The sequence below is a fragment of the Gluconobacter sp. Dm-62 genome (assembly GCF_018256155.1).
In the GTDB taxonomy this organism is placed as follows: domain Bacteria; phylum Pseudomonadota; class Alphaproteobacteria; order Acetobacterales; family Acetobacteraceae; genus Gluconobacter.
In genome coordinates, this window is the sequence record NZ_JAERLY010000019.1 from 1 (window position 1) to 15,775 (window position 15,775).

General features: G+C 53.5%; 9 protein-coding genes and 2 pseudogenes. 7 read left to right on the forward strand and 4 right to left on the reverse strand.

Translation table 11 applies throughout. The features are described 5' to 3' along the window. Positions 1–197: 197 nt before the first annotated feature. Positions 198–1,277 carry an IS5 family transposase gene (locus JK202_RS13715; RefSeq protein ID WP_015075008.1) on the forward strand — a complete coding sequence of 360 codons (1,080 nt, stop codon included), beginning with the start codon at positions 198–200 and terminating at the stop codon, positions 1,275–1,277. A 130-nt stretch (positions 1,278–1,407) separates the two neighbouring features. Further along, a pseudogene (locus tag JK202_RS13720) lies at positions 1,408–1,886 on the forward strand (IS5 family transposase); the annotation flags it as partial. A gap of 131 nt (positions 1,887–2,017) precedes the next feature. Here the strand turns inward: JK202_RS13720 and JK202_RS13725 are convergent. From JK202_RS13725 to JK202_RS13735, 3 genes are read right to left on the reverse strand one after another with little or no spacing between them, the layout of a single operon-like run. Beyond that, positions 2,018–3,154 (reverse strand): M20 family metallopeptidase, encoded by a 1,137-nt coding sequence (locus tag JK202_RS13725; protein WP_211510632.1) that lies wholly within the window; start codon positions 3,152–3,154, stop codon positions 2,018–2,020. 27 nt (positions 3,155–3,181) lie between these two features. After that, positions 3,182–4,468 (reverse strand): MFS transporter, encoded by a 1,287-nt coding sequence (locus JK202_RS13730; RefSeq protein ID WP_211509018.1) that lies wholly within the window; start codon positions 4,466–4,468, stop codon positions 3,182–3,184. A 40-nt stretch (positions 4,469–4,508) separates the two neighbouring features. Next, the gene (locus JK202_RS13735) at positions 4,509–6,842 is read right to left on the reverse strand and encodes a TonB-dependent receptor (protein WP_211509017.1); all 2,334 of its coding nucleotides are present in this window, start codon (positions 6,840–6,842) and stop codon (positions 4,509–4,511) included. A 160-nt stretch (positions 6,843–7,002) separates the two neighbouring features. On the opposite strand from JK202_RS13735, the gene JK202_RS13740 reads away from it, so the two are divergent. The 5 genes and pseudogenes from JK202_RS13740 (at position 7,003) to JK202_RS13760 (ending at position 14,425) form a co-directional block, all read left to right on the forward strand. Then, positions 7,003–7,956 (forward strand): LysR family transcriptional regulator, encoded by a 954-nt coding sequence (locus JK202_RS13740; RefSeq protein ID WP_211509016.1) that lies wholly within the window; start codon positions 7,003–7,005, stop codon positions 7,954–7,956. Positions 7,957–8,546: 590 nt separating this feature from the next. Next, positions 8,547–9,263 (forward strand): annotated as a pseudogene (locus JK202_RS13745) (transposase); the annotation flags it as partial. A 196-nt stretch (positions 9,264–9,459) separates the two neighbouring features. After that, the gene (locus JK202_RS13750; RefSeq protein ID WP_225199299.1) at positions 9,460–11,439 is read left to right on the forward strand and encodes an oleate hydratase; all 1,980 of its coding nucleotides are present in this window, start codon (positions 9,460–9,462) and stop codon (positions 11,437–11,439) included. A gap of 962 nt (positions 11,440–12,401) precedes the next feature. Then, the gene (locus JK202_RS13755; RefSeq protein WP_099287665.1) at positions 12,402–13,499 is read left to right on the forward strand and encodes an AI-2E family transporter; all 1,098 of its coding nucleotides are present in this window, start codon (positions 12,402–12,404) and stop codon (positions 13,497–13,499) included. A 266-nt stretch (positions 13,500–13,765) separates the two neighbouring features. Beyond that, positions 13,766–14,425 carry an SCO family protein gene (locus JK202_RS13760; protein WP_099287664.1) on the forward strand — a complete coding sequence of 220 codons (660 nt, stop codon included), beginning with the start codon at positions 13,766–13,768 and terminating at the stop codon, positions 14,423–14,425. Here the strand turns inward: JK202_RS13760 and JK202_RS13765 are convergent, their stop codons facing one another. Further along, on the reverse strand, positions 14,426–15,772 hold the full coding sequence (locus JK202_RS13765) for a PepSY domain-containing protein (protein WP_099287663.1): 1,347 nt from the start codon (positions 15,770–15,772) through the stop codon (positions 14,426–14,428). It lies immediately after the preceding gene. Positions 15,773–15,775: the final 3 nt, after the last annotated feature.

Below are 15,775 nucleotides of genomic sequence, written 5' to 3' on the forward strand. Positions count from 1 at the left end.
CATTTCAGATATCCAAGCGGATGTGACGGCTTCCCGAAAGCCGACATTGTTAGGCGAGTAGCGATATACTGAGTTTGGGACATTCCAGCCGTTCGCGTTCATGGCCGAAAAGGGCAGGTGGAGGGTTCGAAAAACCCTTGGCTCTGAGCTGTTCTGTGTGATTCCATTTCTTCGGCGTTGATTGGGGATGGTGGAAGATGAAGCAGCCTGGTTTCTTTGATGTTGAAGAGCGCCTTGCTCGGCTGAGCGGGCTTGGCGATCAGCTGGAGGCCTTTTCCCGGACTGTGGATTTTGAGATGTTCCGCCCTGATCTGGAGCTGGCTCTGGCCTATTCAGACGGAAGTAAAGGCGGACGTCCGCCGTTTGATCCGGTGCTGATGTTCAAAATTCTGGTCATCCAGACGTTGAACACTTTGTCTGATGAACGGACAGAGTATCTGATCAACGACCGCCTGTCGTTCATGCGCTTTCTGGGATTGGGGCTGTCGGACCGCGTGCCGGATGCCAAAACGGTCTGGCTGTTTCGTGAGCGTTTGACACAGGCGGGTGCCATTGAAAGGCTGTTTGACCGATTTGACGCGACCCTACGGAACGCCGGTTATCTCCCGATGTCGGGCCAGATCCTGGATGCAACACTGGTAGCCGCTCCAAAGCAGCGCAATACGAATGCCGAGAAGGCAGATCTCCGGGCAGGACGTATTCCCGAAGACTGGCAGGACAAGTCGGCAAAGCTGTCGCACAAGGATCGTCATGCGCGCTGGACGCTGAAGTTCACGAAAGCAAAACGGCAGGATGACGGGAGTATGCCCGCAACGGATCTCGCTATCCCGTTCTTTGGCTACAAATCCCACGTGTCCATCGACCGGAAGTTTCGGTTCATCCGAAAATGGAAGACGACGGATGCCGCCGCCAGTGATGGTGCGCGATTGAGAGAGGGGCTGTTAGATAAAACCAATACGGCCTCAAGCGTTTGGGCTGATACAGCTTATCGCTCGAAAGCGAATGAGGACTTCATGGACAAAGAGGGTTTTGTCTCAAAGGTTCACAGAAAAAAGCCGCATCTCAAGCCTATGCCCCGACATATCCAGAAATCGAATGCTGGAAAGTCCGTGATCCGATCGCGCGTCGAGCACGTCTTTGCCGACCAGAAATCACAGACGGGATTGTTCATCCGAACTGTCGGTATCACCCGGGCCACCATGAGGATCGGGCTGGCCAATATCGTCTACAACATGCGCCGCTTCCTCTTCCTCGAAAGATTGAACGCGAGCGCATAGTCATCCAGCGGGAGAGCAGTCCCCGATCTGCTCAAAACGCAGATCAAAAGCTCCCCCAAAAACCGTCAATCAAATCGCCAAAAGCCTGAAATCACGAGCCAGGCGCATCAACCAACGGTTCTTCGATCCCTCCACCTATCTCAAAGCACACCGCACGGCTTCCAGCCTTCGGTTAAAAAAGGGGATCCAGGCCGCCTGATCGGCCGCACTAAAGGTGGTATGAACACCAAACTGCATGCAGTCACCGATCAGAACGGACGACCGTTGAGTTTCTTCATGACAGCAGGACAGGTCAGTGATTACACCGGAGCCGCTGCTCTGCTGGACAGCCTTTCCATGGCACAGTGGTTGCTGGCGGACCGGGGTTATGATGCTGACTGGTTCAGGGATGCCCTGGAGGAAAAAGGGATCAGGCCTTGCATCCTGGGACGGAGATCCCGCGGAAAACCAATCAAATACGACAAGCGGAAATATAAAAGACGCAACCGCATCAAAATCATGTTCGGCCGCCTCCAGGACTGGCGGCGGGTCGCAATACGCTACGACAGATGCCCGATCGTCTTCTTCTCCGCGATCTGCCTCGCCGCAACCGTCATCTTCTGGTTATAAGTCCTGAGCCTAGATTGCTCGTTAGAGCTTTATTCTCTCTGAATAAGTCTCCGTAGATCCTCGCACAGGTCAGTTTTTCGACATTGTGGTTTCCCCAAGCCCGTTCCAAACGGGCTTGGGGAAACGGACTGTCATTTCTGCAAAACCAGCTCTGTAAGCAGGTTCCATCTTACAGGGATACTGGAAATCTCGATGTATTCCTGCAAGGTGTGGGCGCCATCTCCGACAATGCCAAGGGCATCCAGCGTGGGAACGCCCATGGCGGCAGAGAAATTGCCATCCGAGCCACCGCCGGTGGAAAGATCGAATAGGGCCTGTCCATCGGTATGGGAGATGGTTTCTGCCTTTTCGACCAGTGCCGCAATGCCTTTGTCCTTCACATATCCGGGGCGGTTGATCGCGCCTTCGATTGTAAGTTCGACATCCGGATCGACAGCCTTGAGGGCCAGAATGCGCTCGTTCATTTCTGTTCCGGTGGCTTCATCCGGAACGCGCAGATCGACAACGGCGGAAGCGTGTTCCGCCACTACGTTGGCGCCCGTTCCACCATCAATGAGACCGACATTCACGGTAATGCCGCGGCTTTCATCCGTCATGTTTTCAAGGGCGAGGATCTGATGGGCCAGTTCCCGGATCGCACTGCGGCCTTCAGCATGAGCCCGGCCCGAATGTGCCGGACGACCATGGCAGGTGAGGAAATACCGTCCCACGCCCTTGCGTCCACTTACGACGCCATTGCCGGGGCGTCCCGGTTCCGTCACGAGGACATATTGTGCCTTGGTGGCTTCTTCCTCAATAAGCCTGCGGGAAGAAGGACTTCCGATTTCCTCGTCCGACACGATCAGCATTCGGATCGGCAGATGTGACTTTTTCGAAAGGGCGGCGAGAACCCTGAAAGCGAGTAGAATGCCTGCTTTCATGTCGGCAATGCCAGGTCCGTAGAGTCTGTCCCCCTCTTTTTTCCAAGGCAGCGTATGAGCCAGGGTTCCGATGGGATGTACGGTATCGATGTGGCTGAGAAGGAGAATGCCCTTCTCGTTCGACATCCGCTCGGGATCGTACAGGACGATGTGGTCTCCGAGCGGGGCGCCGCGCGTATCCTTGTTACCGCTGTGGACCTCAGCCACCAGACCGGCATCGTTGGCCCGGGCCATGATCAGCCGTCCGAGTTCGTTAACTTTCTCGGGGCTTGTTGTCGGCGTTTCAATGCTGACCCATTCCTTGAGTTCCGTGAGAAACGAAGACAGGGTTTCAGGTGACATCTGCATGAAAAATGCTTTCAGAGAGATGGAAAATCAGGATGTGTGCGGAGTGGCTGCCAGAATGGATGGCTTATCGCGCAGGCGTTTCCTCATCCATAGGAACGGAACCGTGGACAGCAGGGCCATGGTCCCCACATAGAAGCACCATGAGACCGAGCTTCCCGTGCGGTTGATGATCACGGTAAAAATAGGCTGGGCCGAACCGCCGAAAATTGTTACGGCCAGCGAATAGGCACAGCCTACCCCGACCGTTCTGACAGGCATGGGAAAGAGACGGGTCAGGATTCCTGTCCCGGTGCCAGACGCTGCGCCATGGAAAATGGCAAGAAACCCCAGAAGCGAAAAGACGGTCGGGAAACCCGCGCCATGGGAGAACAGCATGAAGACCGGCACGATCGTGCAGGCCAGGATGACGCGGCAGGTCACGACAATGGCTGTCTGACCCACCATTGAAACCAGATAGCCGCTGGCAATGGCCCCGAATGCCGTCCCGGCTCCGATAGCAATATTCACCGACAGCGCCGGAAGGGCGTGGAAATGCAGGTTCTTGCCTGCGAACAGGGCACAGTAAAGAAAGAAATACTGCAGAACCGTTCCGCCTGCCGTGATGAGCATTCCGGACAACACTTCGACCGGCATCCGGGTGAAGACGGACAGGATATGGGGCGGCTGGGCATCGCTCTTTTCAGGGACGAGGGTTTCTTCCAGGGCGCCACGCAGCCACAGGCCGATCGGACCGATCATGGCGCCAATCGCAAAGGGAATGCGCCATCCCCAGCTGGCAAGTTCGTGGTGGGTCAGCAGCAGGCTCAGTGCTGCGCCCAGCAGGCCTGACGCCATCGTGGCGAAGGACTGGCTGGCCAGCTGCCAGGAGGCCGCCCGACGGGAGGTTTTCGTATCGGGTGCGGACTCGACCAGAAATGCCGTGGCCGGTCCCATTTCCCCGCCAACGGAAAACCCCTGCAGCAGGCGTGCGACGAGGAGCAGGGCCGGTGCGGCAATGCCCATCGTCTTGTAGCCGGGAAGAATGGCAATCAGCAGCGATCCCACACACATGGATATCAGTGTGAGCGTCATGGCGGCCTTGCGGCCCCGCGTATCCGCATAATAGCCGATCAGCAGAGCACCCAGGGGGCGTGCGACAAAGCCGAGGCCGAATACGGAGACGGCCTGAAGAATACGGACGTAATCGTCCGTACTCCCGAAGAAATAGTCACCGATATAGGCGGCGTAAGCCGTGAAAACAGTAAAGTCAAAGAACTCCAGCGCGTTGCCGATCGTCGCGGCAGCGATGGTCCTGACGGTTTTCCTGTCTTTCATGCGCATTGCCCTTTTCGGCTTTCCGATACGTTCCGCGTCATCAGAAATTATAATTCACGCGGCCACCGATAAAGCGTGGCGGACCTGAAATGGCGGTCTGCACGTTCGTGGCCTGAGAGCGTGTGAGATCATATTTCCGGTTGGCGAGATTGGTCGAATAGATGGTGGCCGACCATTTTTTCGAAACCGGTTCGAACGTCAGGAACGAGTTCAGCAGGAAATAGGCCGGAACGGTACGGTAAGGCGGGTTCCCCGGGATAAGACCTTCCGCTCCGCGATACGAATAATCGACATCGAACAGCAGGTGATAGCGGGAGGTGATGTAGAAGGCATAGACGGCGGAGCCATTCATCGAGATCTTGGGAATGCCGCTGTCGACGCCATGATAGTCGCTATAGAATGCTTTCCAGATGCCGGTTTTGACGTAATAGGCGTTGACCTGGGTCGCATTGATCGAATGGAACTGGTCGTAGACGCCCCTTTGATACCCCACGACCTGGGTAAGGGTCAGATCCCGGGTCGGATGGGCTTCCATCGAGCCTTCGACGCCCCAGATCGTCGAACGCGGGACGCTGACATACGATCCCACGGAGCCATAGCTGGGGATGACGATGTTTCCCAGAACCTGCTGGTCGCGGTAATCATAGTAGAAGGCTGCGCCGTTCAGGCGGAGGCGATGGGAGAAGAAATCGTTTTTCGTTCCGATTTCGTAAGCCATGATCGTCTCAGGCTTGATGGGCTGTGCCTGCTGCGCAACGACCGTGTTGTTCGCCGTGAAGCCGCCCGGCTTCATGCCCTTGCGGACATCCGCATAGAGCAGGCTGGTGGGCGTGACCTGATATTCGATCCCGACCTTGCCGGTGAACTGGTTCGCCAGCGCGCCATGCGTTCCAAAGTTGAGATCGTTCTGCCCGAAATGGATGGTCGTGAGATCAACGAGCTGCCGTGAGTCGGATTCATGCGCAATGCTGCCGACCAGACGCAGGTTTTTCAGGACCTTGTATCCCAGGGTCACATACTGATTGAAGGTCTCCTGCGGCGAGCTGAAGCTGGTTTCGGACATGTAACCACGAAGGGCATAGTCCGTGAAATCGTAGTAATTGCTCTGCTTCTGCATAACACGGTTGTAGTACATGCCAACGTCCCAGCTGAAGCGGTGGGAACGGTCCTTCAGGTCATGGAGGCTGACTTCCTGCGTGAAGGAATTGGCGACCTGCGTCCGGTAGTTATCTGCTGTGGCGTACAGCATACCGTCCTGATCCTGATACTCATGAAGCTGTACGGCGTCATAGGCGCTGGAAACATCAAGCTGTCCGAAACGAAAACGATGTGCCATTGCCAGGTGAAAGCCCCAGTTCAGGTCATTGAAGTCAGGTTTCGTGTCATGATAGCCGATCAGCTTCGCAAAAGCGGGCTTGATGTCCCAGCCAGTCTGATAATACCCGAGGTCACGCCCGTATTGCCCTGCGAAGGACGAGAGGTTGTTGTTGATTCTGAAGCCGGGGGCTTCGGAACGGTTCAGGGACCAGTATCCCGTCAGATTGACATCCGTATTCTCATCCGGCTGCCAGGCGAGCTTGCCGCGGATGGCGCCTGTATGCTGGTCGCCGAGCGACTGTCCGGTATCGCGGCTTGTATAATAGCCTCCCCCCTCGAGTAATTCTGCGGCCAGACGATACTGCAGGTTGTGCGTGATGGAGCCGGTGACGAAGGCATCCGTCTTGCTTCGGTTGTAAGAGGCAAAATCCTCGGAAATCCCCGCATGGAACTGCTTTTCGGGCGCTTTCGTTGTGATGCGGACCTCGCCACCTGTCGTAGTCTGACCGTGTGTAAAGCCGGAGGGGCCAGGATCGACGCCGATGCTGTCGATATCGAAAAGAGGGCCGGAGGTCATGGATGAAATCGAATAAGCGACACCGTCAATATAAGGCATGACCGACGGTGTATTATTCATGGTCAGATCGTTGAAACCGACGCCACGAAGGTGGAAATTCAGTGCGCTCGAACCATACTGCGTTTCAATCTGCAAGTTGGGAGCCAGTTTCTGAATATCGGTCGTGGTAATAACGGCACGCTGCTGAAGAGTTTCAGAGCTTATCATTGTCGTGGATGAGCCGACATGTTGTTCTGTATTGAAGTGTGTCGGAAGCTTTCGTACCGAAACCTTGATGGTTTCGGTATCTGTTGCCGTCCGGGACGTTGCATGGGACGCACTTTTCTTGCGTGCCAGGGGCGTGGCATGCGTCAGCGGATGTTTGGCGGAACGCACGGAATGCGTCTGTGCTGCTTCGGCGGGAATAAGAGTTGCTCCGACCGTGCCGAATACCAGAGCGGTTGTGAATTTGGAATTCCGTGAGAGAACGCGCAGCACCATGAAAAGCTTCCTTTATGGGCTCATCTGATTTTACGAGCGAATTGCAAGACCGCCACCCTGATGGGCACAAACTTGTTGCTTAATTGGAATATTAAAAACCGATTGAATCTATGTCGTAACGGGCGCAAGAATGTTGCGTTCAATGCAACGGAGAAGCAGGATGTTTGGCAGACACGAACTGAGCGAACGGACCCTGCAGTATCTGGACGCCGTTGCGCGCTTTGGCAGTATCCGTTCTGCCGCCGTAGCGATCGGGGTCAATGCTTCTACGATCAGCCGTCAGATCGCGGCTCTTGAAGACCAGTTGAATCTCGGTCTGCTGATGAAGAGCGGACGGGTCACGGTTCTTACCGAGATGGGAAAGGTCGTCTGCAATTACGGGCTTGAACGGGCGCGGCTGACACGGCGCTTTCAGTCCAGCCTTCAGGAATACCGCACTCTGGAGCGCGGACATGTCACCATTGGCAGCGGAGAAGGGCTGGTCACCGTCCTGATCAAGGCGGTGCTCCACAAATTCGTGGCCAGTCATCCTGGCATCACCATCGAGATCCGGACGGCGGCTTTGCCGCAGCTTGTCCAGATGGTGCGTGATGATGAAGTGGATGTGTGTATCTATGCTGGCGCGGCGCGGGATCCCATCCTGAATGCGCGGCCTTTCCAGACCGAACCGCTATGCGCGATTCTCCCGGTGATGCATCCCCTGGCCAGAAAGGAGAAGGTGACCATCGAGGAAATCGTGCACAGCCCCCTGATTTTCTTCCAGCCCCATTTCGCAGCCCAGACCTATGTCGATGCGATTCTGGAGGATCGACAACTCGATTACTTCCCCGCGTTTCGATGCGACATGTTCGGTACGGCGCTGTCGCTCGTGGCGCATAATCTGGGAATAGCGTTCATGACGAAAGGCGCGGCCCAGGATTATGTCGATCTCAATCGTGTCTGTGCCGTCCCTCTGGATCATCCGATCGCCAGCGCATTTCAGCGCTATGTCGCGGTACGGGCCGGACGACGGCTGATGCCAGCTGCTTTCGATCTGTGGCGCGATATTCTGAGCGCGAATTCGAACGGACCTTCTCAAAAAGCGGTGCAAGATGTCACGGCTGCTGGATCGTGAACATAAAAAAATCCACCGAGCAAAGCATCGAACGCTAGCTAAATACGTTCTTTTGTAGCGATATCGACGTAGTTCAAACCGCTGAGAGCAAGCTGTCATTTTTTTGTCGGCATTGATCGGGCACGTCGATTTGCCGCATAGGAATATGCGTTATTCTGGTTGGTAACGGAATTCAAATTGCTGAACAGTCCCGTAACCGGGAAACAATCTATTTACGTCAGATGCAAGGTGAGGTTGGGCCCTATTACTAAGTAGTAATCTGTATGTCGTATAATATTTCTTATGCCAACTAGACTTCGTTTTTCTGAAGGATTCAGCTTTACTGTGGAATTTCGCAAAGCAAAATCGCTTCTTGACGAGAATGGCACTTTGGCTCATCCAGAAGGAGTCTCGATCCCATCTGGATACCGCAAACCTTTAATAATCGATCGCCGCACTGCTGAGCATTCTTCAATGCGTCGGATGCTTTCACCCAGAATAAATTGCTGATGGGGTATTTCGAATGCCTGGCTTCTCAGTCAGTCGCGACACCATACATCGTATGGCATCGAGTGTGTTGGGAAGCGTCCCGTGGAAGAGGATTTCTCCCGATCGCCCAATGGAAGCGCCAGGCGATTGAATGTAGGGCGGGGACGCTCTCTGGCAAGCGGGCATCCAAGACGACAATCAGTCCGGCCGACGTGGAGAAACTTCATGCGAAGATCGATCAGTTTCTGGAGACGCCGTATTACGGGGTGCGGTAAAAGACGAGGCATCTTTGCCGTCTCGGACATGATGTCTGTCGGGCGCAAGCGCGTTCGCTGGCTCATGGCGACGATGGGTCTGCGGACGATCTACCAGAAACTACGCATGACGATATTGCATCCGGCACATCGGAAATATCCGTATTTTCTTCGAGACCTGGTGGTTGATCGCTCCAAACAGGTGTGGTGCTCGGACATCACCTGCATCCCAATGCGCAAGGGTTTTCTGTATCTCATGGCAATCAAGGACTGGTCGACGCGTAAGGTTCTGTCCTGAAGGCTGTCGAACACGATGGATGCTGAGTTCTGCATGGGGGTGCTGCAGGAAGCTCTGATCCGCTCCGGCGCGCCGGAGATCTTCAACACAGATCAGGGGTCACAACTCACGACGCCTCGGTTCACGGACGTGTCGCAAGCGCGCCAGATCCGCATCAGCATGGATGGGCGGGGCCGCTGACCGGACGAGCGCCCGATGAGGCGTATCATTAGAAGCAGCCCCCACGGGGTCCGGGATTAACCCTGGATCCCGTGGCCAACAACAACGCCGTCAATCTGGCGACCTGACAACAACCAATTAAAGCTTATCAGGTCCATAAAACTGTCCGAAAGGACGGGTCGACCTCTCTGCGCGATCGGTCTTTGCTTTTAAGCGGCTACATTCTCGAAGAACACGTCAAACCATATCTCCATGGCCGCGTAATTTATACAAACCGGTCCTTCCTAATTCCGGTATGGTTCAATCCTTAGGTATTGGAATATCATGATGACGCTTACTGCCGATGGAAACAATAGACATCCCTTTATCGTAGAGGCCGATACCACAAGCGGATATTGGTCGAACCATCCCGATAATACGCTTCCTCCGCCCGATATGATGGGCGCCTATATGCGAAATCGGCCTTACCCCGCGAACCAGATCGAAGGTCGTAAGGGATGGATCATCGGCAGTGGAATTGCCGGCCTGGCCGCCGCTTTCTACCTGGTGCGTGACGGAGCCGTGAAGGGAGAGGATATTACTATTTTCGATGCGCTCGATATTGAAGGTGGTTCGCTTGATGGCGCTGGCAACGCTGAAGATGGTTACATCATTCGCGGTGGCCGCGAGATGAACTGGAACTACGACAATCTCTGGGATATTTTTCAGGATATCCAGGCAATCGAGCTTCCGTCGGGATACAGCGTCCTCGACGAATATCGCCTCATCAATGATAATGATCCCAATTATTCGAAAGCCCGGCTTATGCACAAGCAGGGACAGATCCGTGATTTCTCAACCTTCGGCCTTTCTCGTTCACAGCAGTGGCAGTTAATTCGCCTCTTGCTGAAACGTAAGGAGAATCTCGATGACGTTACGATAGAGGATTATTTCAGCGCAGACTTTCTTCAAACCAATTTCTGGTTCTTTTGGCGTTCAATGTTCGCGTTTGAGAATTGGCATAGCTTGCTCGAGATGAAATTGTACATGCATCGTTTCATTGACGCGATCGACGGCCTCAATGACATGTCTGCGCTCGTTTTCCCGAAGTATAACCAGTACGATACTTTTGTACGTCCTCTCGTTGAGCATCTTAAAAAGCAGGGTGTAAAGTTCGAATTCGGCGCACGTGCCTACGACCTCGAGTGGCGGGATGAAGAGGGGAAATGTACTGTCACAGGCATTAGAATGCTCAACCATGGGGCCGCCGACCTTATCTCGGTAAACGAAAAAGACCTTGTATTTGTCTTGACTGGATCAATGACCGAAGGAACCGCGTATGGCGACATGAACCATGCCCCCGTTCTTCAGCGTGGTCGTCACGATCCAGGCAATGATAGTGACTGGGCGTTATGGAAAAACATAGCTAAAAAATCGTCGTTGTTTGGTAAGCCTGAGAAATTCTATAACGATATTGGCAGGTCGATGTGGGAATCTGCCACCATCACCTGCAATCCTTCACCACTGGTAGATCGAATAAAAGAACTCTCTGTCAACGATCCTTATTCAGGCAAGACCGTAACCGGAGGGATCATTACCTTCACTGATTCCAATTGGGTCTTGAGCGTCACCTGTAATCGCCAACCACATTTCCCCGGTCAACCCGGTAATGTATTGGTTCTTTGGGCGTATGCTTTGCTTATGGACAAGGACGGCAATTGTATCAAAAAGCCAATGCCTGCCTGCACTGGCCGCGAAATCCTTCAAGAGCTTTGCCACCATTTGGGCATTACAGACAATCAATTTGAAGCAGTGTTAGCCAATACAAAGGTCCGTCTGGCGCTCATGCCCTATATCACCGCGATGTTCATGCCCCGGAAAGCCGGTGATCGGCCACATGTAGTACCGCAGGGTTGCACAAATCTCGCGCTTATGGGGCAATTCGTGGAAACTTCAAACGACATCGTCTTTACAATGGACTCTTCTATTCGGACAGCCAGAATTGGAGTTTATACTTTACTGGGCTTACAAAAAAAGGTTCCTGATATCAGCCCGGTACAATATGATGTTCGTAATTTAATCAAAGCTGCCCGAGCGATCAATAATGGAAAACCATTCCTGGGTGAATATTTATTACATCTCTTACTTAAAAAGACTTACTACGCCCATATTTTACCACCACTTCCAGATCGGCGACAGGAATTTCGCGAAACTGCCGACGCCGAATTGAAGGGTTTACTCAAAAAGAGCGCTCAGACAATCAATACCGTGGGCAAATGGCTGCAAAAGGCCCGGGAAGAGATTATAGAAAGGATTCGAAAATAACATCATTTCGAAGGGTTAGAGTTTTGGTCAGATCTCAGAGACATAGATGTTTTTTTGGGCCAAAGCCTTAATCTCCCGACCATCACCGGAATGGGCTTTGTCATTGCAGGCCTGCTGGTCATGAACTTCTTGCCAATGTTAGCGGGTCACTGACCTCAATATATTCCTTCTCTTGGAGCTTTCTATGATCAATCCTTTGGTCCCACTTCCTGTCCTGTGCGCCCTTCTCTTCCCAGTCTGCGCTTTTGCGCAAAGCTCCCACGACTGGTTGCCAGAATCTGGTGTTAAATCGCCTTACAGTCCACTTGCCGTCCCAACGACACTTCATCCAGTCACAGCTTCCCTAAACAGTCTACTAAAAACGGGATATCGGATCACCACAACCACAAGCTATGAAGAATCTGGGGCGCTCTTCACGCTTGAGAAGCATGGTCAGACTATTCTCTGTGTGCTCACCCCCCCTAATCCGCAAACGGACCAGAATGTCCCAACATCACGCTGTTGGGCTTTGTAAAGACTGTTATTCCGTAAGAATATGATGCCACCAGATCCACTTTATTAAGTATAGCCCGAAGAAAATTCTTCAGATCCCAAGAGCAAATATTCTGCTCCCAAGCCTAAAAATTGATTTTAGTCTCTAGTGGAAAGTTACGAAACACCTATACACTCTTAGTCATGACGCTCTCATCCTTCGCCCCCTGACCACTTGGCCGAAGTCCTGCCTGTTCTAGAGCAGCGGTCCTAGACCCGGGCAACGCTGGTGCTCGCCCTTGGGAGAGGACGTGGAGATCACCCGGGCCCTGAGCAGGCGGCACTTACTTCCCTTTGAGTTGTATCTGTTGTCGTTGGATTTATGGCGTATTCGTGTAAGCGCGCATTTGGTCGCACTCTGACGGTTTGTCCGGGTCGGTATCCCTGATACAGGTTTCTCAGGGTTTCATTTTCAGACCGAAGGCGATTAGATGCCAGATCTTTTCCAGAATGGTCCGCAGGACAGCACCCGGTCCGTTCTGGTCGCCCTGCTGGCCTGCGGCGTTGTTATTAGCGCGATCTGGATTCTCAAACCATTCCTGCCAGCGACGATCTGGGCCATCACGATCGCAGTTACGACTTGGCCCATGCTGCTCCATCTTCAAGGCTGGGTTGGAAACAGCCGACGAGCAGCCGTTTCCTTGACCATTCTGATCGCGATGGTGCTGTTCATCCTGCCGTTGTGGCTCGCCATTACGACAGTCTCAAGTCACTTCGGCGATATCGCCGCCCTCGCCTCGTCTGCGTCCATTCTGCGTCTTCCGGATGAGCCCAAGTGGCTTGCACGACTCCCTTTGATTGGACCACATATTGGTCCGTTGTGGGCCAGGATGCAGCATATGCAGTTTCCGGAAATGGTCAGGCAAGTCATGCCGTCTCCTGAGACCTTGATTCATAGTTTTCTGGCTTATGCGGGAAGTTTCAGTCTGCTCGCCCTCCAGTTCGTGCTTACGTTAATCATTCTGGGCGTACTTCTCATGCGCGCTGAATCGGCAATTGCGGTCGCTGAGAGTCTGGTGAGCATTCTCGCAGGCAGCCGGGGACGGGAGATGCTTCAGCTTGCCGCTTATACGATCCGGGGTGTTGCATTCGGCGTCACGGTAACGGCGGTCGTTGAAGCCGCTGTGGCGGGGATCGGGCTGAAACTCGCAGGTGCGCCATGGGTCAGTATTCTGACAGCAGTCACCTTCATGGTCTGTCTGTTACAGGCGGGCCCTGGTGTTACCCTGATCCCAGCCGTGATCTGGGTCTATTTTGATCAGGGGCTGATGCCCGCATTGCTTCTGCTAATTGTGACTATTATCACGATCATCATCGATAATGTTTTGCGCCCGTTTCTGATCCGCAAGCAGGCCGATATCCCGCTCATTCTCATCATGCTCGGCGTCATCGGAGGTCTTGGCGGCTTGGGACTGGTCGGGATCTTCATCGGTCCGCTGGTCCTCTCCGTCGCCTATACCCTGACCAAGAGCTGGATTAACGACTCCCGAGTTAAAATCTCGCCTTTGCCGCCCAATTCATTACACTAGCGTTTTCTGTGCTGAATGAATCGGTAAGGATTCCTAGGATGGCGCTGATCTGATTCCAAGAGACGACCGGGATAAGTGACAGATTCGGAAAACCCTTCTTTCGCATTTTTATACGCAACAATATCAATGATTTATGTTTATAAATCGACCAAAAAAGGAGGTTTTTCGAACCCTCCACATTGTGGTTGTCTCTTCGATACCTTTAAAGCCAGTTATGCTCTTGAGATGCTTCCTGTGCTAAGAAGACATCCTCAAGGGAGGGTATTATGCCAAACCTCAATGGAGGGCGTAAAAAACCAAAGCAGACTGTTAAGAAAAAACCTTTTCGTCTCAATGAAGCGAAGAAACTAGTCGCTCCGGTGGTGATCATCACGGGCCTCTTTCTCGGGGCAATCGGAATGCGCGGAGTTTTTCTAAATCGGGCCTCAGCCACGTTGGGCGGCCCTTATACGCTCATCGATATGCACGGTCATCCTCTCACGGAGCGTCAATTCCGAGGGCGCTATACACTGATTTATTTTGGGTACACACACTGCATAGATGTCTGCCCGTTAACCCTCGCGACGGTCACACAGGCTCTCGATCTCATGGGAAAAGAGTCACACCAGATTGTGCCGATTTTCATCACGGTTGATCCATCGCGTGATACTCCTGAAGTTGTTGCCGATTATGTCAGTCACTTCTCTCCTAACATCGTTGGACTTACGGGAACTGAATCTCAGATCCACGCAGTTATTGACAGTTTCCACGTCATGGCGCGACGTCGTGGCACTTCGGCGGATCATATGTCCTCAGGCTATCTTATGGATCATAGTTCCGTTCTTTACTTAATGGATGGCAATAATCGGCTTGTGTCCGTTCTGCCAGTCGACACAAGCCCAGAGGAAATCGCCACACGATTGCGCCGTCTCGTCCCTGCCAGTTAGTTACGACGCACGGCGGGCAGCTTGTGAAAGCAGAGTTGCGAGACAGAGAAGCAAAAGAGACGCTCCAAGTTCTGGCAAGAGTAATCCCAGTACAATCAGGATAACCAACGCGCCCACGCCCATCTTCTTGTTGGGATCGACAGGCGGCACTCCCAGCCTCCCTGGGGGTTTGCGCCTAAACCACAAGACAAGTGCTGCGATGCTCATCGCAAGTAATCCGACCGCTACAAGAAAATTCAAAAACTGATTGGCCTTCCCGAACAGCTGCCCTTCATGCGCCGCAACTCCATAACCGATGACGCGATCAGTCCATGCTTTCTCTTCAAAACGATGGATCGACCGTACCCGACCGGAGGCCTCTACCATCGCACTGATGCGGTTGGGACGGTTCTGCGTGTCGGAACGAACAACCCACGTTGTTTCTCCCGCTGAAGGTGGCGTTACGAGAACAGGTGCTGGAAATCCGAGTTGGGACGCCGTCATGACCACTTGATTCAGGCTGTCTGATAAGGGGCTGTCCGACATCGCCATGGGCCCCATATCCATACCTGGCATTGTATCGGTCTGTTGGGGCGAGACCGAGCGCCCTGCAATCCGATTGCGTTCAGAAACAGCTCCGATGTCCCAGTCAGGAACCGAAGTCAGGCGGCTGAATTGTGTTTCCACCCGAGCCAGAGCGTGCCCCCAAACAAAAGACCACGGCAAGCCGGAAACCAGAAAAAGCACCAAAAACGAGGAGACCCACAACCCTGTTACCGCATGGAGGTCTCGCCACCGGACACGACCGTTTCGGGTCATCCGTGGATAAAGAATACCCGCCAGGCTCTGCATCCGGCGCGGCCACCAAAGATACAGGCCTGTAGCAATCAGAACAATTGTCCAAGAGGCCACCATTTCCATGATGATGGAGCCAGTATTCCCCAATAACAGCTGGCCGTGCAGTTTAAAGATGATGCGCTCAAAACGGTCTTCTTCAGGAACCTGTTTGAGAACCACGCATGATGTCGGATCAACATACACGCGTATGGCTGTGCCCTGACGATCAACGATCACCCGGGCAGCACCGGAAGTCGTCTCCGGAAGTTCATAGGTTAGAAAATGGCTGCCAGGGACAGCATGGAGTGCCGCCCTGACTTCCTGTAACGGGGTTGAATGTGTCGCACCGCCTGCGAGATGATCGTAACGCCAGTCGATCCAATGATCCACCTGCGGTTTGAACAGGTAAATTGACCCTGTGAGGCATAGCAACACAATAAAGGGAAGACAGAAGAGACCCGCAAAGAAATGCCATCGCCAGATCGTTCGATAATCGGGCCAGACTGGGGCACTGGAAGCGTTCATCATCATGGA

Bases quoted from the DNA above. Each gene is read 5' to 3' on its own strand.
- JK202_RS13740 (WP_211509016.1), top strand. From the start codon at position 7,003: ATGTTTGGCAGACACGAACTGAGCGAACGGACCCTGCAGTATCTGGAC.
- JK202_RS13735 (WP_211509017.1), bottom strand. From the start codon at position 6,842: ATGGTGCTGCGCGTTCTCTCACGGAATTCCAAATTCACAACCGCTCTG.
- JK202_RS13760 (WP_099287664.1), top strand. From the start codon at position 13,766: ATGCCAAACCTCAATGGAGGGCGTAAAAAACCAAAGCAGACTGTTAAG.
- JK202_RS13725 (WP_211510632.1), bottom strand. From the start codon at position 3,154: ATGCAGATGTCACCTGAAACCCTGTCTTCGTTTCTCACGGAACTCAAG.
- JK202_RS13730 (WP_211509018.1), bottom strand. From the start codon at position 4,468: ATGAAAGACAGGAAAACCGTCAGGACCATCGCTGCCGCGACGATCGGC.
- JK202_RS13755 (WP_099287665.1), top strand. From the start codon at position 12,402: ATGCCAGATCTTTTCCAGAATGGTCCGCAGGACAGCACCCGGTCCGTT.
- JK202_RS13765 (WP_099287663.1), bottom strand. From the start codon at position 15,772: ATGATGATGAACGCTTCCAGTGCCCCAGTCTGGCCCGATTATCGAACG.
- JK202_RS13715 (WP_015075008.1), top strand. From the start codon at position 198: ATGAAGCAGCCTGGTTTCTTTGATGTTGAAGAGCGCCTTGCTCGGCTG.
- JK202_RS13750 (WP_225199299.1), top strand. From the start codon at position 9,460: ATGATGACGCTTACTGCCGATGGAAACAATAGACATCCCTTTATCGTA.